Source organism: Streptomyces puniciscabiei, from assembly GCF_006715785.1.
Taxonomy (GTDB): Bacteria; Actinomycetota; Actinomycetes; order Streptomycetales; family Streptomycetaceae; genus Streptomyces; species Streptomyces puniciscabiei.
On sequence record NZ_VFNX01000001.1, the window covers coordinates 5,732,121 to 5,749,566 of the forward strand.

Genomic DNA, 17,446 nt, shown 5'->3' on the forward strand with positions numbered 1-17,446 from the left:
ACGGCTGTTGGCCAACGCCGGTGGGCCGCTGCCAACGGCCGTTGGCCACCACCGGCGGGCCAACGGCCGTCGGCGGCGGGTCACGTGACGCGGCCCGCCGCCAGCACCAGCCGCGCCAGTTCGGGGTGCACGATGTCGCTGTGCGCCCCGGCCGGCGGGCCGCCGTGGCAGACGACCGAGGCCGCGTCCACGTTCACGCACCCCGCCGCGGGCAACGGTCCGCCCAGGGCCGCCGCGAGGTCCAGCCGGGTGGTGCCCGGCACGGCCTGCACCCCGTCGTGCCCCATCGCGCCCCACTCCGGCCCCAGCACGGCCGCGATCTCGCTGCCCGCGCACGAGCGGTCGTCCCCGGACAGCCGGGACGCCAGCGGATAGAACGTGCCGAGCGCCGCGTCGAAGTGCGAGTAGCAGCACACCAGCGGGCCGTCGATCCGCCCCTGCCGGCCCTTGAGCGCCCCTGCCTTGTCCGGGGCCTGCGGCAGCCGGTCCGCGAAGGCGTAGTGGGAGAAGGCACCCTGGAGGAGCGTCACGGACTTCACCGTGCCCACCCCGTCCGGCAGCCCGCGCAGCGCGAAGGAGACCAGCCGCCCGCCGAAGCTGTGCCCGACCAGATGCACCCGCACCCCGGCCGCCGCACGCGCCAGCTGCCCGATCACCGGCCCGAGCCCGTGCTCGCCGACCGTTCCGGCCCGCCGCTTCATCGTGTAGTACGTCGCCTGCCGCAGCAGTTCCTTGGCGCCCTCCCAGGGGTTCGGGATGCTGAACCCGGCCGGTGCGCCGGGCGACCGGACGGCCGCCAGCGCCTCGGCGAACTCGTCGCAGGCGGTCGCCGGGTCCTCGGTGAACACCAGCGGCTCGCCCTCCTCGTCGGTGTCGGCCGCGCCGCGTCGCCGCCCCTCGTCCACCAGCAGCCGTACCAGCCGCCCGAAGTCGGCCAACCCGTCGGCGCCGCCCGGCCGTTCGTCCAGCATGCGGGCCAGCTGGTCGATGACCGGGGCCCGCCCCGGGAAGGTGTCCAGCAGGGCACGCCGGGTGTCCTTGTCCAGCGCCGGGCCCGGTGCCGTCTGAGCCGCAACTGCCGCCACCGACTTCGGGAAGTCGGGGATCGGCTCGTCGCTGAACCGCATCGACGGCCAGATCACACCGACGTACCCGAGCCGGGCCCGGGGCGCGAGTCCCGGGACCGGCGCGAAGAACTGCCGGTACAGCGCGGTCGCGCCCGAGCGGTCGTTGTTCCAGCCGTGCGCGAAGACGATCAGGTCACGGACGCCGTGCTCCGTGACCTGCGCCATCAGATGGTCGCGTTCGGGGCCGTCCACGTCCCCGTCCGCGTCGAAGGTCAGCTCCCAGTAGGGAGTCACGCTCATCCCGGGATCCGCCATGCCAGGCTCCCTCGTCCCGCCGGAAACGATGCGTCACACTGTGTCGCGGACGCATCGTCCTGCTCCGGGGCAAGGTTGGCCATACACCGCGCCTCAGCTGTACAGCAGATATTCCTTGCGAAGCCGCCGGAACGCGGCCAGCTCCTCCTGCCAGGCGCCGGTCACCTCGTCGGTGGTCGCCCCGGCGTCGATCATCGTGCGCACCCGGGTGGAGCCGGTGAGCTTGTCGATCCAGTTGTCCGGCCGCCAGGCGAAGCCGGACCAGGCCTTCCGGACGGTCACCAGCAGCGCGATCCCGGTGCGGACCGGGTCGTAGGCGGCCCGGTCGTGCACGTGGATCTGCACCCCGCCGACCGTCCTGCCCTGGAACTTGGAGAACGTGGGCGCGAAGTACGCCTCCCTGAACCGCACGCCGGGCAGCGCGAGTTCGTTCATCGCGGCGGCCCAGCGGCCGTCGACGCCCTCGGCGCCGAGCAGTTCGAACGGCCTGGTCGTGCCCCGGCCCTCCGAGACGTTGGTGCCCTCGAACATGCAGGTGCCGGAGTAGACGAGCGCGGTGTCGGGGGTCGGCATGTTCGGGCTCGGCGGCACCCAGGGCAGCCCCGAGGCGTCGTGGAACCGGGTCCGCCGCCAGCCCGTCATCAGGACGGTGTCCAGCGCGACCGGCCTGCTCAGGAACTCCCCGTTGAACAGCCGGGCGAGCTCGGCGACGGTCATGCCGTGCGCCTGCGCGATCGGCTGCCGGCCGACGAACGTGGCGAACTCCTTGTGCAGGACCGGCCCCAGGGCCTCGCGGCCGGTGACCGGATTGGGCCGGTCGAGGACGACGAACCGCTTGCCCGCGAGCTGCGCGGCCTCCATGCAGTCGTACAGCGTCCAGATGTAGGTGTAGAAGCGGGCGCCGACGTCCTGGATGTCGAACACGACCGTGTCGACGCCGGCGGCGGTGAAGACGTCGGCGAGCTGCTGTCCGCTCTTCAGGTAGGTGTCGTAGACGGGCAGCCCCGTCGCCGGGTCGTCGTAGCGGCCCTCGGAGCCGCCGGCCTGCGCGGTGCCCCGGAAGCCGTGCTCGGGGCCGAAGACCGCGGTCAGCCGGACGCGCGGATCCCGGTGCATGACGTCGACGATGTGGGTGGTGTCCTGGGTGATGCCGGTGGGGTTGGTGACGATGCCGACGCGCCGGCCCTTGAGCAGGGAGTAACCGTCGGCTGCGAGTCTTTCGAAGCCGGTGTGCAGTTCCGCACGGTGGGCGGGCGTGGGCGTGAGGGCCGCCATGGTTGCCGATGCGAGCAGGTTCCGTCGGGACAGATGCATGACCAGAGGTTGGTGCGGTGGCCCTTCCTTCACACATACCGACCGGTTAGTCTGAGGCGTCAGAGCCGACGCGCGCCGCGCGAAGTCGTGTCGAGGGAGACCGATGGTGGAAGCCGTGCAGGATGCGGGAGTGGTCGTCACCGGGGCCGGCGGAGGGATCGGGGCCGCGCTGGCCCGGCGGTTCGCCGCCGAGGGAGCCCGGGTCGTCGTCAACGACCTGGACGGCGACAAGGCCAAGGCGGTGGCCGAGGAGATCGGCGGGATCGCCGTGCCGGGTGACGCCTCCGCCGTCGTCGCCGACGCCCGTGACGCGCTCGGCGGCACCGTCGACGTCTACTGCGCGAACGCCGGTGTCGCCTTCGAGGACGGCGGCGCGGGCGGGCCGCTCGACGAGAGGTCCTGGGCCCTCGCCTGGGACGTCAATGTGATGGCGCACGTCCGCGCCGCCCACGCGCTCCTGCCGGACTGGCTGGAGCGGGGCGCCGGGCGGTTCGTCTCCACCGTGTCGGCCGCCGGGCTGCTCACCATGATCGGCGCGCCCTCCTACAGCGTCACCAAGCACGGCGCCTACGCCTTCGCCGAGTGGCTGTCGCTGACCTACCGCCACCGGGGCCTGAAGGTGCACGCGATCTGTCCGCAGGGCGTGCGCACCGACATGCTGGCCGCGACCGGCAGCGCCGGGGACCTGGTGCTGCAGCCGACCGCGATCGAACCGGAGGCCGTTGCCGACGCCCTGTTCCGGGGTATCGCGGAGGACCGTTTCCTGGTCCTGCCGCACCCCGAGGTGGCCGAGTACTACCAGGCGCGGGCCACCGACCCGGATCGCTGGCTGAGCGGCATGAACCACATCCAGCGCAAGTGGGAGGGGGCCCGGTGAGCGCCTCCCCGTACGCGGCGCGCCCCTGGCTGGCCCTGCTCGACGACGCCCAGCGCGGCCCGATCGACCCCGCCGACTCGCTGGTGCACGCCCTGCGGGCGGCTGTGGCCGAGGCGCCCGAGCGCACCTTCCTCGCCTACTTCGACGCGCGGCTGAGCTACCGCGAGGTCGACGAGCTGAGCGACTCCGTCGCCGCCCACCTCGCCGCGCGCGGCCTGGAACGCGGTGACCGGCTTGCGGTGCTGCTGCAGAACTCCCCGCACTTCGTGCTCGCCGTCCTCGGCGCCTGGAAGGCCGGCGCGACCGTCGTCCCGGTCAACCCGATGTACAAGTCCGCCGAGATGGAGCACATCCTGCGGGACGCCGAGGTGGCCGCACTGGTCTGTTCCGAGCGGGCCTGGGAGTCGTACCTGCGGCAGACGGCGGCCGGCTCGCCGGTGCGGATCGTGCTCACCGCATCCGAGTTGGACTTCCAGACCCGCGACGACGCGCGCGTGCTCGGGTTCGAGCGGCTGCCCCAGGCGCCGGACACCGACGACCTCGTGGCCGTCGCCCGGCAGAGCGGCAGGGCGCCCGAGGGCCGCGACCCGCGCCCGGACGACATCGCGCTGATCAGCTACACCTCCGGCACCAGCGGCACCCCCAAGGGCGCCACCAACACGCACGGCAACATCATGCACAACGCCGAGCGGCAGCGGACCGGGCTCGCACTGCCGCAGGCGCCGGTCTACTACGCGCTCGCGCCGCTGTTCCACATCACCGGCATGGTCTGCCAGTTCGGGGCCTGCCTGAACAGCGCCGGCACGCTGGTGCTCGCCTACCGCTTCGAGCCCGGACTGGTCCTGGAAGCCTTCGCCGAGCACCAACCGCACTACACGGTCGGCCCGTCCACCGCCTACATGGCGCTGGCCGCCCACCCGGACGCCACCCGCGAGCACTTCGCCTCCTTCGTGAACCTCTCCTCCGGCGGCGCGCCCGTGCCCCCCGCGCTGGTGGAGAGGTTCCGCGAGCGCTTCGGGCCGTACATCCGCGTCGGCTACGGCCTCACCGAGTGCTCCGGCCCGTGCGCCGCCGTCCCGCCCGGCCTGGAGGCGCCCGTGGACCCCGTCTCCGGCACGCTGTCGGTGGGCGTGCCCGGGGCCGACACGCTCGTGCGGATCGTGGACGAGCAGGGCGAGGAGGTGCCCTTCGGGGAGCAGGGCGAGATCGTCGTCCGCGGGCCCCAGGTGATCCCCGGCTACTGGCGGCGCCCGGACGCCACCGCCGAGGCCTTCCCGGACGGCGAGCTGCGCACCGGCGACATCGGCTTCATGGACCCGCAGGGCTGGCTCTACGTCGTCGACCGCAAGAAGGACATGATCAACGCGTCCGGCTTCAAGGTGTGGCCGCGCGAGGTCGAGGACGTGCTGTACACCCACCCGGCGGTGCGCGAGGCGGCCGTCGTCGGCGTCCCCGACGGCTACCGTGGCGAGACCGTCAAGGCGTACATCAGCCTGCGTCCGGGCGCCGGGACGGACCCGGATGAACTCGCGGTGTACTGCAAGGAGAGACTGGCCGCCTACAAATACCCGCGGCAGGTGGAGATCCTGCCCGACCTGCCCAAGACGGCAAGTGGGAAGATCCTCCGGCGGGAACTGCGTTCCCGAGCGCAGGACATTCGGTAAGCATCACGGAAAGGCAGGTGGCGGCAGTGCCCAGGACGACGGACGGAGACGGGACGCCCGTTCCGCAGCGGCTGCTGGCCGCCGCCACCCGGCTCTTCGCCGAGCAGGGATACGACCGCACCTCCGTGCAGGAGATCGTGGAGGCGGCCGGGGTCACCAAGGGAGCGCTGTACCACTACTTCGGCTCCAAGGACGACCTCCTGCACGAGGTGTACGCGCGCGTGCTGCGCATCCAGCAGGAACGGCTCGACCACTTCGCCCGCATGGACGCGCCGGTGGAGGAACGGCTCAGAGCCGCCGCGGCGGACGTGGTCGTCACCACGATCGACAACCTCGACGACGCGATGATCTTCTTCCGGTCCATGCACCACCTCAGCCCGGAGAAGAACAAGCAGGTCCGCGCCGAGCGCCGGCGCTACCACGAACAGTTCCGCGCGCTGATCGAGGAGGGCCAGCAGGCCGGCGTCTTCTCCACGGCGACCCCGGCCGACCTGGTCGTGGACTACCACTTCGGCTCCGTCCACCACCTGTCCACCTGGTACCGCCCCGACGGGCCCCTCACCCCGCAGCAGGTCGCCGACCACCTCGCCGACCTGCTGCTGCGGGCGCTGCGTCCGTGAGGTGACGGACGAGGGCCGCGGCAGCCGGGTTCCGGGGCTGCGGGCCGCGACCCGCGAGAACGACCGTACGGCCGGGCTCCGGCTGCCGTATGCGCACGCACGGCAGCCCGGCCCGCTCGCCGATGGCCCGGGGCACGAACGCCACCCCGATCCCGGCCCGGACGAGGTCCACCAGCAGCCCGATCTGGGTGACGTCACAGGTGATACGGCGGTCCAGGCCGCAGTGGGCCGCGAGGCGCCGTACGGCCGTCTCCAGGCCGGTTCCCGCACGGAAGTCGACGAAGGGCTCGTCGGCGAGGTCCCTGATGAGCGTGCGGCCCGCCTCGGCCAGCGGATGTCCCGGCGCGGTGATCAGCACCAGCTCCTCGTGCCAGGTGGCGTGCGCGTGCAGACCCTCGGGCAGGTCGCGCGCCTCCGGGGCGACGAACGCCAGGTCCAGCTCGCCGGCTCTCAGCGCCTCGGTCAGCTCGGCGACGGTCGCGTCCCGCACGGAGACCTGGATGCCGGGGAAATCCCGGTGGAAGCCGGCGAGTTCGGCGGGCAGGTCCACGCAGGTCAGGGTCTGGATCGTACCGATGGACACGCGGCCGACGGCCAGTCCCGCCACGGCCGCGACCGCCTCCCGGGCCGCTTCGGCGCCCGCGAGCAGCGCGCGGGCCTGGGGCAGCAGGGCCCGGCCGGCCTCGGTGAGCACCACCCGGCGGCCCGCACGGTCGAACAGGTCGGCGCCCAGCTCCCGTTCCAGGTTCCGGACGGACGTGCTGAGTGCGGACTGCACGATGAGCTCGGCGCGTGCGGCGGCGGTGAAGCTGCCCTCGTTCACCACCGCCATGAAGTGGCGCAGCTGACGCATCTCCATCCATCTATTCTAGAGATGCGGACCAGCGAAACCATCTGTTGGACCGGTGGGCGGCCTGCGGGCCACGCTGGACGCATGACTCGCAGACCGTATCTCCTGCACCGGTTCCTGGCGTTCCTCCGCACCCTCGCCCGCGAGGACCACCATTACTCAGGCGGCTACTAGAGGTAGCTCACAGGTACTTCTTCAGCTCCCGCCGCGCCAGCGACCGCTGGTGCACCTCGTCCGGGCCGTCGGCCAGCATCAGGGTGCGGGCGCTCGCGTACAGCTCGGCCAGCGGGAAGTCCTGGCTCACCCCGCCCGCGCCGTGCAGCTGGATCGCGCGGTCCAGGATGCCGGCCACCGCGCGCGGCGTGGCAATCTTGATGGCCTGGATCTCGGTGTGGGCGCCCTTGTTGCCGACGGTGTCCATCAGCCAGGCCGTCTTCAGCACCAGCAGCCGCAGCTGCTCCACCGTCACCCGCGCGTCGGCGATCCAGTTCTGGACCACTCCCTGCTGGGCCAGCGCCTTGCCGAACGCCGAACGGGAGACGGCCCGCCGGCACATCAGCTCGATCGCCCGCTCGGCCATGCCGATCAGCCGCATGCAGTGGTGGATCCGGCCGGGGCCGAGCCGGGCCTGGGCGATGGCGAAGCCGCCGCCCTCCTCGCCGATGAGGTTGGTGACCGGCACGCGCGCGTGGTCGAAGACGACCTCCGCATGGCCGCCGTGCGAGTGGTCCTCGTAACCGAAGACCTGCATGGCGCGCTTGACGGTCACGCCGGGGGTGTCGCGCGGCACCAGGACCATGGACTGCTGGCGCCGGATGTCGGGGCCGTCCGGGTCCGTCTTGCCCATCACGATGAAGATCTTGCAGTCCGGGTTCATCGCGCCGGAGATGTACCACTTGCGGCCGGTGATGACGTACTCGTCGCCGTCGCGCTCGATGTGCGTGGTGATGTTGGTGGCGTCGGAGGAGGCCACCTCCGGCTCGGTCATCGCGAAGGCCGAGCGGATCTCACCGGCCAGCAGCGGCTCCAGCCACTGCTTCTTCTGCCGCTCGTCGCCGAACTGCGCCAGCACCTCCATGTTCCCGGTGTCGGGCGCGGCGCAGTTGGTCGCGGTGGGCGCCAGATGCGGGGAGCGGCCGGTGATCTCGGCGAGCGGCGCGTACTGGAGGTTGGTGAGTCCCGCGCCGTACTCGCCGTCGGGCAGGAACAGGTTCCACAGACCCTGCCTGCGGGCCTCGGCCTTCAGTTCCCCGACCACGGCCGGGGTGTCCCACGGGGAGGCGAGCGCGGCCCGCTGCTCCTCGGCGACCGCCTCGGCCGGGTAGACGTACTCCTCCATGAAGGCGAGCAGCTTGGCGCGCAGTTCCTCGGTGCGCGCGTCGAACGCGAAGTCCATGTCCGGTCAGCCTTCCTGAAGGGTCGTCAGTCCGTGGTCGATGAAGACGGGCACGAGGTCGCCGATCCGGTCGAAGCCGCGCCCGACCGTCTGGCCCAGCGTGTACCGGTAGTGGATGCCCTCCAGGATCACGGCCAGCTTGAACCAGGCGAACGCCGTGTACCAGGAGACGCCGGAGACGTCGCGCCCCGAGCGCTCGGCGTACCGCTCGATCAGCTCCCGCGGGGAAGGGTGCCCCGGGGCCTCGGCGGTGGTGGAGACGGGCGAGTCGGCCATCCCCAGCGGCCGGCTGTACATCACCAGCAGGCCCAGGTCGGTGAGCGGGTCGCCGAGCGTGGACATCTCCCAGTCGAGGATCGCCTTGATCTGGTCGTCGTCCCCGATGAGGACGTTGTCGAGCCGGTAGTCGCCGTGCACGACGGCCGGGGCGGGGGAGGCGGGCAGCTCTCTTCCCAGGGCCGCGTGCAGTTCGTCGATGCCGGCCAGTTCGCGGTTGCGGGAGGCGTCCAGCTGCTTGCCCCAGCGGCGCAGCTGCCGGTCCAGGAAGCCCTCGGGGCGGCCGAAGTCCTCGAGGCCCACCGCGGCCGGGTCCACCGCGTGCAGGTCGACCAGCGTGTCCACCAGGGACAGCACCGCGTTCCGGGTGCGCTCGGGGCCGAGCGGGGCGAGCTGCTGGGCGGTGCGGTAGGGGGTGCCCTCGACGAACTCCATGACGTAGAACGGCGCCCCGAGAACCTTCTCGTCCTCGCACAGCAGCACCGGGCGCGGGACCGGCACCCGGGTCGGGTGCAGGGCGCTGATCACGCGGTGCTCGCGCTTCATGTCGTGCGCGGTGGCCAGGACGTGGCCGAGCGGGGGCCGGCGTACGACCCACCGGGAGGTGCCGTCGGAGAGCGCGTAGGTGAGGTTCGACCGGCCGCCCTCGATCAGCCGGCCGGTGAGGGGGCCGGTCACCAGACCGGGGCGCTCGCGGTCGAGGTGGGCGCGCAGCCGGTCCAGGTCGAGTCCGGGCGGGTGGTCGGCGCTCATGCATCACTCCTACGAACGGATGAACAGGACCCGACCCATGATGCCGACCGGTCGGTATGCCGTCCAGTATGCGGAGCGATCAGGCGGCCGAACGTGACGGGAGCCACGATAGGCCGACGGCCCCCCGGCGCGCTGCCCGGAGAGCCGTCGGCCCCGGTTGCGGTGTCGTCAGTGGTCGTCCCAGTGGCCCTCGTGCTCGGCGTGCCGGTGGCCGCCGTGCAGATAGTCCACGTGATCGCCGTGCGGCACCTGCGCGTGCCCGCACTCGTCGTAGTGCACGTGCTCGTGGCCCTCGTGGACGGTGTGCCCGGCCGGCTCGCACTCGTCCCAGTGGCCCTCGTGCTCGCGGTGCAGATGCCCGTCGTGCGCGTAGTCCAGGTGGTCGCCGTGCGGCACGGCGCAGTGCCCGCAGCCCGGACCGTGGCTGTGCGTGCGGTGTTCGGTGTGTTCCTGGTGAACGGTGGTCATGGTGCTCACCTTCGGGGGTACCACTTGCGTGGCCGACGAGTACCCCGGAGGGTCGAGTGCATGAAGGGCATCAGCTACCGCCGCTACGGCGGACCGGAGGTGCTGGAGTACGGCGAGGTGCGCGACCCGAAGGTCGGCCCCGACCAGGTGCTGGTCAAGGTCCGTGCCGCGGCCGTCAACCCGGTCGACTGGAAGTGCCGCGAGGGGTATCTCGACGCGCTGCTGGACGCCGTCTTCCCGGTGGTCCCCGGCTGGGACGTCAGCGGGGTGGTCGTCCGGCCCGGCGCCGCGGTCACGGAGTTCGCCGTCGGCGACGAGGTCATCGGCTACTGCCGCGAGGACTTCCTCTCCCGCGGCACCTTCGCCGAGTACGTCGCGGCGCCCGTGCGCACCCTGGCCCGCAAGCCGCGCAACCTGTCCTTCGAGGAGGCCGCCGGCCTGCCGCTCGCCGGGCTGACCGCCTACCAGGTGCTGGTGAAGGCGCTGGAGGTGGGGCGCGGCGAGAGCGTGCTGGTGCACGCGGCGGCCGGCGGCGTCGGCTCCCTCGCCGTCCAGATCGCCGCCCACCTCGGCGCCCGGGTCATCGGCACGGCGAGCGAGCGCAACCACGACTATGTGCGCGGCCTCGGCGGCGAACCGGTGACCTACGGCGAAGGCCTGGCCGGACGGGTGCGCGCGCTCGCCCCCGAGGGCGTGGACGCGGTCTTCGACACCGTCGGCGGTGACACCCTGAAGACCTCGGCCGACCTGCTCGCCCCGGAGGGCCGGCTGGCGTCGATCGCCGACCCGGAGGTGGTGCGCTACGGCGGCCGCTACTGCTTCGTCCGCCCGGACGCCGAGGACCTGGGCACGCTCGCCCGGCTGGCCGAGCGGGGCGTCGTCTCGGTGCACGTCCAGGAGACGTTCCCGCTGGAGCGGGCCGCGGACGCGCACCGGCTGAACCAGGAGGGCCGCACCCGCGGGAAGATCGTGGTCACCGTGGACGGGCAGGAAGCGGAAGGCAGCGTCTGGACCAGGGGTGAGGAGCGCACCCTGTACCGCACCAGCCAGGAGGGCACGCTCTAGGACAGGACCTAGACGACCAGCGCGGCCGCGCACACCGCCAGTGCCACCGCGCACAGCGCCGCCGCCGTCGCGTGCCGGGGGGCGAGCACCGGCGGACGGGGACCGGTCGCCAGGGTCCGGATCCGGCGGTGGGCCACCCACAGAAAGCCCAGGAAGAGCACGCAGCACGCGGCGCAGACCGTCGCCCCGGTGACCGAGGCGCCGCCGTGCAGGGCGGCCCTGAGGGCGAGCACGGCGGCCACGGCGGCCGAGAGGGTCGTACGGCGCCAGGCCAGCCGGGTCCGCTCCGGCTGCAGCCCCGGATCGCGTCCGGCCGCGCTCACCCCGCCCATCCGGCCAGCACCACCACGACCATCGCCACGGCCACCACCGCGACGACCAGGCTCAGCAGCGCCGGGAACCGGGACGCGGGCAGGTCCTCACCGCGCCGGATCGCCCGCTCGCAGCGCACCCAGTGGTTCACCGCGCGCAGCGAGCAGAGCACCCCGGCGCCGAGCAGGGCGAGCGCGAGACCGACCCGCCACGCCCAGCGCAGGTCCGGCAGGAACTGGTCCACCGCGAATCCGCCGCCGATCAGCGCGAGCGCCGTGCGCAGCCAGGCGAGAAAGGTGCGCTCATTGGCCAGCGAGAACCGGTAGTCGGGCGTGCCGCCCTCGTCCCGCACCTGTTCCGGCGCGAACCACAGCCGGATGTTCGTCACGAAATCGCTCACGCGGCCGACCCTACCGGGCGGTCACCGGCTCGCCCGGAACGCCTTCAGCCGCTCGTACGCCGCCAGCCCGTCCGGCACCCACTCCCAGTCGCCGAGCCGCCGCTCGACCTCCTCCTCGGGCAGGAAGTCGTGCCACTGGACCTCCTCCGCCTGGGGGTGCACGGGCAGCTCGCAGCGCACCTCGTACACCGCCGACCACCAGCTGTTCCCGGCCCCGTCGTGGTACAGGAACTTGAAGAGATACGTCGGCCGGGGCAGCCCCGTCACGCCCAGCTCCTCCTCGGCCTCCCGCAGCGCGGCCTCGTCGTAGGACTCGCCCGCTCCGACGACACCGCCGACGAACATGTCGTACAGCGCGGGGAAGACCAGCTTGGTGGCGGTGCGCCGGTGGACGAAGAGCCGGCCGGCCGCGTCCCGGGCCTGGACGAACACGCACCGGTGACGCAGTCCACGGGCGTACGCCTCGCCGCGCGGGCACTGGGCGATCACCTGGTCGTGCTCGTCGACGATGTCGAGGATCTCGTCAGCAGGATTCATGCCCCACATCCAAGCAGGCGCCCGCTCAGCGTCGCTGCAGGTCCCGGGCCGGCGGCTCCGCCTCCGTCGCGCCGCACGGCATCGCCGGGTGCAGGCCGAGCAGCACGATGCCCGCGACCACCGCCGCGAGCCCGGCGGCCTCCCAGGCCAGCGCCGCGGTGTCGGTGCGCAGCCGGTCGCCGAGGAAGCCGACGCCGCACAGGATCCCGGCGAGCGGCTCGGCGGCGGTGAGCGCGGGCAGCGACATGCGCAGCGGGGCGGTCTCGAACGCGCTCTGCACCAGGACCAGACCGGTCACCCCGCAGGCCAGCACGCCGTACGGCTGCCAGCCGGTGAACAGCTCGGTGAAGCCGCCCTCGGAGAAGCGGATGCCGCTCACCCGGGTCAGCGCGTCCTGCACGCCGTACAGCAGCCCGGCGGCGGTGGCCAGCAGCACCGGGCCCCAGCTCAGCCGGGACCGCTTGCCGTACGTGGTGAGCACCAGGGCGGCGCCGACCATCGCGCCGATGATCAGCCAGTGCCGCAGTGGATCGGAGATGGCGCTGCCCGCCCGCGGCTCGCCCGCCATGATGAACGCGCTCACCCCGCCCGCGAGCAGCAGCAGCCCGGCCCAGCCCTGACGGCCCAGGGGCTGCCCGGTCTGGTACCGGGAGAGGGCCAGGGCGAACAGCAGATTGGTCGCGAGCAGCGGCTCGACCAGGGAGATCTCGCCCTTGCCGAGCGCCATCGCGCCGAGCACCATGCCGGCGATCATCAACCCGAGCCCGCCCAGCCAGCGCGGCACCCGCATCAGGTCGAGCAGCAGCCGGAAGGACAGGAAGTCGCTCATCGGTGCCTTCTGCGCCGCGTTCTGCTGGAGCACGAACCCGAAGCCCAGACAGCAGGCAGCACTCACGGCGAGAAGGAGAACCAGAACGGACACGCTGCGTACCTCGATCATCCGGCCGGACCACGGGTGCGTAGTGGCCGACTGTAGCGTTCCCGGGACGGCAGTGACCCGGAAGTGCGCGGAACAGGGCAGTGGACTCGCCATGCTCCGGGGCCGGCCGGCCCGGCGCCATGGCGTACGCCACAGCGGGCCGTCGGGTACCGCCGCCCGGGCCCGGGGCCACCTGCGCGGAGTTCCCCAAGTTCCCTGTGAGTCGCGGTAGTTGAAGCCAGTAACAGCCCTGTTCTGCTTGACGCAAACCTTGGCTGGGGGTTTGCTGTGCGTGATCGGTCGATGGCAGCCCGAGAAACAGGAAGTCCCGCGGTGCCCCCTCTCCCACCCCTGCTCGGCGCGCGCCGGGCCCCCACGGACCAGTCCGGCGACACCGCCCCGGACGACTCCGGCCCCTTCGACGGCGGCTTCGACGACACGTTCGACGACACGTTCGGCGACGCCCGCGCCGACGGCTTCGACGACGCCCTCGACGACGCCGAACTGCGCACCGCGCGCGCCGCGTTCACCCAGGGCCGGCGGCAGGCCGCCCGCTCCCTGCTCCGGCACACCGGCGACGACTGGGACCGCCGCGGCCACCGCCTCACCGTGCTCGCCCGGGACCCGTACGCCGTGGCCTGGGCCCGCGACTGGCTGCACGCCGAGCCCGGCTCGGCCGACGCCGCCGCGCTGTACGCCCTCGCCCTGGTCCAGCGCGCCCTGCGCGGCAAGGAGGACCCCGACCGGGCCCGGGAGGCCTGCGCCACCGCCGCCGCGCTCGCCCCGGCCGACCCCACCCCCTGGCTCGGCCGGCTCCAGCTCGCCCACGGCCTCGGCCCGGAGTGCGAGGTGCTCGCCGTCTTCGCCGAGCTGTGCCGCCGCCACCCCGAGCACCACCACGCCCACCATCTGCTCCTCGCCCGCCTGGCCGAACGGCCCGCCGGCGGCCGGGCGGCCGAGGATCACGAGGTGTACGACCTCGCCGAGCTGTCCGCCGCCGAGGCCCCGGCCGATTCCCCGCTCGCCGTCCTGCCGGTCGTCGCCCACGCCGAGCGCTACCGGGTCCTCGCCGCCACCGGCCTCGCCCCGGCCGACCCCGCCGCCTCCGGACACTGGGCAGGGCCCCGGGCCCGCCGCATCCTGCGCGCCTGCTTCGACTGGTGGCTGGAGTGGGAGCACGACGAACACCCCCGCCGCCACATCGACCTCAACCACCTCGCCTTCGCCCTGTCCTGTGCCGGCCGCCCGGCCGAGGCGGCGGTGCTGTTCCAGCGCATCGGCCGGCATGCCACCCGGGCGCCCTGGTCCTATGCCCACCGCGACGCCCGCGCGGCCTTCCGGGCGGCCCGCGCCCGGGCCCTCGGGCACTGAACGGCACGCCTCTGCGGGACGTACGTAAGAAGTGATTACAGAACTCTGACCAGTGACCCGATTCCCTGGCCCCGCGGGGCCCCGAGTGCTCGAATGAATGAGTGAACTCTGAACAATCCGAGGAGCAGGGCGGCAAACCCGTCGGCCGCCGCGTCTTCCTCGGCACCCTCGGCCTGGGCGCGCTCGGCGTGGTCGCCGCGCCCACGCTGCAACGCGGCCTGGAGGGCTTCCTCGGCTCGGTCGCCGGCAAGGACCCCACGGGCCTGACCGGCCTGCTGCCCAACGGCGGCGGCTTCCGCTACTACTCCGTCGCCGCCTCGGTGCCGCACCTGAACGCCACCGACTACCACCTGAAGATCGGCGGCCTGGTCGACCGCCCGCGCACCTACAGCCTGGCCGACCTGCGCGCCCTGCCGCAGACGCGGCTGGTCAAGGACGTCCAGTGCGTCACCGGCTGGCGGGTCCCCGGCACCCCCTTCGAGGGCGTCCGCCTCTCCGACCTGCTGGACGCGGCCGGCGTCCGCCCCACCGCCAGGGCGATCCACTTCACCTGCTTCGACGGCACCTACACCGAGAGCCTCACCCTCGCCCAGGCCCGCCGTCCGGACGTCCTGGTGGCCCTGCGCATGCAGGACAAGGACATCTCCCACGACCACGGCGGCCCGGTCCGCCTCTACGTCGCCCCCATGTACTTCTACAAGTCGGCCAAGTGGCTGTCCGGGATCACGGTCACCGACCGGGTCGAGCCCGGCTACTGGGAGAAGCTCGGGTACGACGTCGACGCCTGGGTCGGCCGCTCGAACGGACGCACCGATGAGCCTACGAGCTGACACCCCGGCCCCGCCCGGCACCCGTGTCCGCCGCTTCGGCCCGGCCCAACGCTGGGTGCACCGCACCACGGCCGCACTGATGGGGATCTGTGTGGCCACGGCGGCCGTCCTCTACATCCCGCAGCTGGCGGTCATGGTCGGCCGCCGGGAACTGGTCGTCCGGATCCACGAGTGCGCCGGCGTGGCCCTCCCCGTCCCGGTCCTGCTGGGCCTCGCCTCCCGCGCCTTCCGGGCCGACCTGCGCTTCCTCAACCGCTTCGGCCCGCACGACCGGCTCTGGCTGCGCGCGGCGCTCGTCCGCGACAAACGCCGTTCCTCCCGTCCGGCCGGCAAGTTCAACGCCGGCCAGAAGATCTACGCCGCCTGGATCGCCGGCGCCACCCTGGTCATGCTCGGCACCGGTCTGCTGATGTGGTTCACCCACCTCGCCCCGCTGATGTGGCGCACCTCGGCGACCTTCGTCCACGACTGGCTCGCCCTGACCATCGGCGTGGTCCTGGCCGGCCACATCGGCATGGCCCTGGGCGACCCGGAGGCGAGACGGGGCCTGCGCACGGGGACGGTGAGCGCGGAGTGGGCGAAACGGGAACACCCCCTGTGGCGTGGTTAGTGCGCGAAGTCCAGCAACACCTTGCAGGACCGGCTTCGGTCGGCGGCCAGCGCAAACCCCGCCTCGGCGTCCCGCAGCGGAACCACCGCACTGACCAGCCCGTCGAACTCCCCCCGCCCGGCCAGCAGTTCCAGCGCGTGGCCGAACTCGGCGCCGAACCGGAACGCCCCCCGCAGCTCGATCTCCCGGCTCACCAGCAGATTCCCGGCGAACGGCGACTGCCCGGGCGGCAGCATCCCGAGCTGTACGACGACACCTCCGCGCCGCACCAGCCGCAGACACGTGTCCAGCCCGGCCGCGACCCCCGACGCCTCCACGGCCACGTCCACCTCCCCGGGCCACCCGGGATCATCCGGATCGTCGGCCCGTACGAGCGTGTCCGCCCCGGCCACGGCGGCGTGACCCAGCGCCTGAGGCACCAGGTCCGTCACCGTCACCCGCGCCGCGCCGGCCGCCTTCGCCGCCGCGACGACCAGGCACCCGATCGGCCCCGCGCCGGTCACCAGCACATGGGCCCCGGACACGTCCCCGGCCCGCCGCACCGCGTGCAGCGCCACCGACAGCGGCTCGGCGAGGGCGGCCCGCCGCAGCCCGAGTCCCTCCGGCAGCGCCCGCACCTGCCCGGCCTGTACCGCGATCCGCTCCGCGAAACCGCCCTGGACGTGCGGAAAGCGGGCCGCGCTGCCCAGATACCGGGTGTCGCGGCACACGTTCGCCCGCCCGTCGGCGCACTCCGGGCAGCGCCCGCACGGGGTGGCGGGGTGCACGGCGACGGCCGTACCCGGCGCGGGACCCGTGGCCCCGGCGCCGTAGGACACCACCGTGCCCACCACCTCGTGCCCGAGCAGCAGCGGCTCCCGGAGCCGGAAGTCCCCGACCCCGCCGTGCCGCCAGTAGTGCAGATCGGAGCCGCACACCCCGCCGTAACGGACGGCCACCAGGACCTCGCCGGGCCCGGGTTCGGGCGCCGGCAGCTCCGCCAGCCGCAGCTCGCCCGCGCCGTGGATCACACAACCCAGCATCGCCGCAGCCCCTTTCACAGGACGCTCGTCATGCCACCGTCTACGTACAGGATCTGGCCGCCCATGAAGTCGGAGGCCGGCGAGGCGAGGAAGAGCAACGCGCCCACCAGGTCCTCGGTACGGCCCCAGCGGCCCGCCGGGGTGCGCCGGCGGACCCAGGCGCTGAACTCCTCGTCCTCCACCAGCGGCCGGGTCAGCTCGGTCTCGATGTAGCCGGGTCCGATGCCGTTGACCTGGACGCCGTACGGCCCCCAGTCGGCACACATGCCCTTGGTGAGCATCTTCAGTGCGCCCTTGGTCGCCGCGTACGGCGCGATACCGGGCCGTACGACCTCGCTCTGCAGCGAACAGACGTTGACGATCTTGCCGTGGCCGCGTTCCGTCATCCACCGGGCGGCCTCGCGGCCGACGAGGAACGCGCTGGTGAGGTTGGTGTCCAGGATCCGGTGCCAGTCGGCCTCGGCGAACTCCAGCAGCGGAGCGCGCAGTTGCATGCCCGCGTTGTTGACGAGGATGTCGAGCGGGCCCACCCGCTCCTCGACGTCCGCGATCCCGGCGGCCACGGCCGGTGCGTCGGTCACGTCGAACACCGCCGTGTGGATCCGGTCCCCGGGCAGTCCCGAGGCCGCCTCGGCCAGCCGGTCCGGGTCGCGCCCGTTGAGGACCACCGTGCAGCCGGCCTCGGCCAGGCCCCGGGCCAGCGCGAGGCCTATGCCCCGGCCGGCGCCCGTGACCAGGGCGGTGCGGCCGCTGACGTCGAAGAGCGGGTGACTCATGCCC

Annotated in this window: 19 protein-coding genes; 7 read left to right on the forward strand and 12 right to left on the reverse strand. The window is 73.0% G+C overall.

Features of this window, described 5'->3' with window-relative positions; translation table 11 throughout:
• Nucleotides 1–80: 80 nt before the first annotated feature.
• Nucleotides 81–1,382, reverse strand: a complete 1,302-nt coding sequence (locus FB563_RS26515; protein ID WP_055710211.1) for an alpha/beta hydrolase family protein — start codon at nt 1,380–1,382, stop codon at nt 81–83.
• Between the two features lie 93 nt (nt 1,383–1,475).
• Nucleotides 1,476–2,696 (reverse strand): exo-beta-N-acetylmuramidase NamZ family protein, encoded by a 1,221-nt coding sequence (locus FB563_RS26520; RefSeq protein WP_055710210.1) that lies wholly within the window; start codon nt 2,694–2,696, stop codon nt 1,476–1,478.
• Nucleotides 2,697–2,799: 103 nt separating this feature from the next.
• Between FB563_RS26520 and FB563_RS26525 the strand changes: the two genes are divergently transcribed.
• Genes FB563_RS26525 through FB563_RS26535 form a run of 3 tightly spaced genes read left to right on the forward strand, consistent with a single transcriptional unit; the run spans nt 2,800 to nt 5,857 of the window.
• A complete protein-coding gene (locus FB563_RS26525) occupies nt 2,800–3,573 on the forward strand; it encodes an SDR family oxidoreductase (protein WP_055710209.1) in 774 nt (257 codons plus the stop codon).
• Nucleotides 3,570–5,237: a class I adenylate-forming enzyme family protein gene (locus FB563_RS26530; protein WP_055710216.1), complete on the forward strand. Its 1,668-nt coding sequence runs from the start codon at nt 3,570–3,572 to the stop codon at nt 5,235–5,237. Before FB563_RS26525 ends, FB563_RS26530 begins: the two co-directional genes overlap by 4 nt.
• 26 nt (nt 5,238–5,263) lie before the next feature.
• Nucleotides 5,264–5,857, forward strand: a complete 594-nt coding sequence (locus FB563_RS26535; RefSeq protein ID WP_055710215.1) for a TetR/AcrR family transcriptional regulator — start codon at nt 5,264–5,266, stop codon at nt 5,855–5,857.
• Here FB563_RS26535 and FB563_RS26540 read toward each other — a convergent pair.
• The 4 genes from FB563_RS26540 to FB563_RS26555 form a co-directional block, all read right to left on the reverse strand.
• Complete coding sequence (locus FB563_RS26540; RefSeq protein WP_055710208.1) at nt 5,796–6,716, reverse strand: LysR family transcriptional regulator; 921 nt, start codon at nt 6,714–6,716, stop codon at nt 5,796–5,798. The genes FB563_RS26535 and FB563_RS26540 overlap by 62 nt on opposite strands.
• 172 nt (nt 6,717–6,888) lie before the next feature.
• Entirely contained in the window at nt 6,889–8,103 is a 1,215-nt protein-coding gene (locus tag FB563_RS26545; protein ID WP_055710207.1) for an acyl-CoA dehydrogenase family protein, read from the reverse strand.
• A 6-nt stretch (nt 8,104–8,109) separates the two neighbouring features.
• Entirely contained in the window at nt 8,110–9,132 is a 1,023-nt protein-coding gene (locus FB563_RS26550) for a phosphotransferase family protein (RefSeq protein ID WP_055710206.1), read from the reverse strand.
• Between the two features lie 168 nt (nt 9,133–9,300).
• A complete protein-coding gene (locus FB563_RS26555) occupies nt 9,301–9,600 on the reverse strand; it encodes a hypothetical protein (RefSeq protein WP_055710205.1) in 300 nt (99 codons plus the stop codon).
• A gap of 60 nt (nt 9,601–9,660) precedes the next feature.
• On the opposite strand from FB563_RS26555, the gene FB563_RS26560 reads away from it, so the two are divergent.
• Complete coding sequence (locus FB563_RS26560) at nt 9,661–10,665, forward strand: NADP-dependent oxidoreductase (RefSeq protein ID WP_055710204.1); 1,005 nt, start codon at nt 9,661–9,663, stop codon at nt 10,663–10,665.
• Nucleotides 10,666–10,673: 8 nt separating this feature from the next.
• On the opposite strand, the gene FB563_RS26565 is transcribed toward FB563_RS26560, so the two are convergent.
• From FB563_RS26565 to FB563_RS26580, 4 genes are read right to left on the reverse strand one after another with little or no spacing between them, the layout of a single operon-like run.
• Nucleotides 10,674–10,997 (reverse strand): DUF202 domain-containing protein, encoded by a 324-nt coding sequence (locus FB563_RS26565; protein WP_055710203.1) that lies wholly within the window; start codon nt 10,995–10,997, stop codon nt 10,674–10,676.
• On the reverse strand, nt 10,985–11,377 hold the full coding sequence (locus tag FB563_RS26570; RefSeq protein WP_055710202.1) for a YidH family protein: 393 nt from the start codon (nt 11,375–11,377) through the stop codon (nt 10,985–10,987). The genes FB563_RS26565 and FB563_RS26570 overlap by 13 nt, the downstream gene beginning before the upstream one ends.
• 21 nt (nt 11,378–11,398) lie before the next feature.
• Nucleotides 11,399–11,914 carry an NUDIX hydrolase gene (locus FB563_RS26575; protein ID WP_055710201.1) on the reverse strand — a complete coding sequence of 172 codons (516 nt, stop codon included), beginning with the start codon at nt 11,912–11,914 and terminating at the stop codon, nt 11,399–11,401.
• Nucleotides 11,915–11,939: 25 nt separating this feature from the next.
• A complete protein-coding gene (locus FB563_RS26580) occupies nt 11,940–12,836 on the reverse strand; it encodes a DMT family transporter (protein WP_167528513.1) in 897 nt (298 codons plus the stop codon).
• A gap of 330 nt (nt 12,837–13,166) precedes the next feature.
• Here FB563_RS26580 and FB563_RS26585 point away from each other — a divergent pair, with 330 nt between their 5' ends.
• The 3 genes from FB563_RS26585 (at nt 13,167) to FB563_RS26595 (ending at nt 15,644) form a co-directional block, all read left to right on the forward strand.
• On the forward strand, nt 13,167–14,204 hold the full coding sequence (locus tag FB563_RS26585; protein WP_055709998.1) for a hypothetical protein: 1,038 nt from the start codon (nt 13,167–13,169) through the stop codon (nt 14,202–14,204).
• A gap of 101 nt (nt 14,205–14,305) precedes the next feature.
• Nucleotides 14,306–15,034: a molybdopterin-dependent oxidoreductase gene (locus FB563_RS26590; RefSeq protein ID WP_055709999.1), complete on the forward strand. Its 729-nt coding sequence runs from the start codon at nt 14,306–14,308 to the stop codon at nt 15,032–15,034.
• Nucleotides 15,018–15,644: a cytochrome b/b6 domain-containing protein gene (locus FB563_RS26595; RefSeq protein WP_055710000.1), complete on the forward strand. Its 627-nt coding sequence runs from the start codon at nt 15,018–15,020 to the stop codon at nt 15,642–15,644. Before FB563_RS26590 ends, FB563_RS26595 begins: the two co-directional genes overlap by 17 nt.
• On the opposite strand, the gene FB563_RS26600 is transcribed toward FB563_RS26595, so the two are convergent.
• Nucleotides 15,641–16,666, reverse strand: coding sequence for an L-idonate 5-dehydrogenase (locus FB563_RS26600; protein ID WP_055710001.1), 1,026 nt, complete (start codon nt 16,664–16,666; stop codon nt 15,641–15,643). The genes FB563_RS26595 and FB563_RS26600 overlap by 4 nt on opposite strands.
• Before the next feature lie 14 nt (nt 16,667–16,680).
• Nucleotides 16,681–17,442 (reverse strand): SDR family oxidoreductase, encoded by a 762-nt coding sequence (locus FB563_RS26605; RefSeq protein WP_055710002.1) that lies wholly within the window; start codon nt 17,440–17,442, stop codon nt 16,681–16,683.
• Between the last annotated feature and the right edge of the window lie 4 nt (nt 17,443–17,446).

What these genes read in the sequence shown, in the direction of transcription:
- FB563_RS26515 (WP_055710211.1), bottom strand. Translation starts at nt 1,382, where the DNA reads ATGGCGGATCCCGGGATGAGCGTGACTCCCTACTGGGAGCTGACCTTC.
- FB563_RS26520 (WP_055710210.1), bottom strand. Translation starts at nt 2,696, where the DNA reads ATGCATCTGTCCCGACGGAACCTGCTCGCATCGGCAACCATGGCGGCC.
- FB563_RS26525 (WP_055710209.1), top strand. Translation starts at nt 2,800, where the DNA reads ATGGTGGAAGCCGTGCAGGATGCGGGAGTGGTCGTCACCGGGGCCGGC.
- FB563_RS26540 (WP_055710208.1), bottom strand. Translation starts at nt 6,716, where the DNA reads ATGGAGATGCGTCAGCTGCGCCACTTCATGGCGGTGGTGAACGAGGGC.
- FB563_RS26545 (WP_055710207.1), bottom strand. Translation starts at nt 8,103, where the DNA reads ATGGACTTCGCGTTCGACGCGCGCACCGAGGAACTGCGCGCCAAGCTG.
- FB563_RS26550 (WP_055710206.1), bottom strand. Translation starts at nt 9,132, where the DNA reads ATGAGCGCCGACCACCCGCCCGGACTCGACCTGGACCGGCTGCGCGCC.
- FB563_RS26555 (WP_055710205.1), bottom strand. Translation starts at nt 9,600, where the DNA reads ATGACCACCGTTCACCAGGAACACACCGAACACCGCACGCACAGCCAC.
- FB563_RS26560 (WP_055710204.1), top strand. Translation starts at nt 9,661, where the DNA reads ATGAAGGGCATCAGCTACCGCCGCTACGGCGGACCGGAGGTGCTGGAG.
- FB563_RS26565 (WP_055710203.1), bottom strand. Translation starts at nt 10,997, where the DNA reads ATGGGCGGGGTGAGCGCGGCCGGACGCGATCCGGGGCTGCAGCCGGAG.
- FB563_RS26575 (WP_055710201.1), bottom strand. Translation starts at nt 11,914, where the DNA reads ATGAATCCTGCTGACGAGATCCTCGACATCGTCGACGAGCACGACCAG.
- FB563_RS26595 (WP_055710000.1), top strand. Translation starts at nt 15,018, where the DNA reads ATGAGCCTACGAGCTGACACCCCGGCCCCGCCCGGCACCCGTGTCCGC.
- FB563_RS26600 (WP_055710001.1), bottom strand. Translation starts at nt 16,666, where the DNA reads ATGCTGGGTTGTGTGATCCACGGCGCGGGCGAGCTGCGGCTGGCGGAG.
- FB563_RS26605 (WP_055710002.1), bottom strand. Translation starts at nt 17,442, where the DNA reads ATGAGTCACCCGCTCTTCGACGTCAGCGGCCGCACCGCCCTGGTCACG.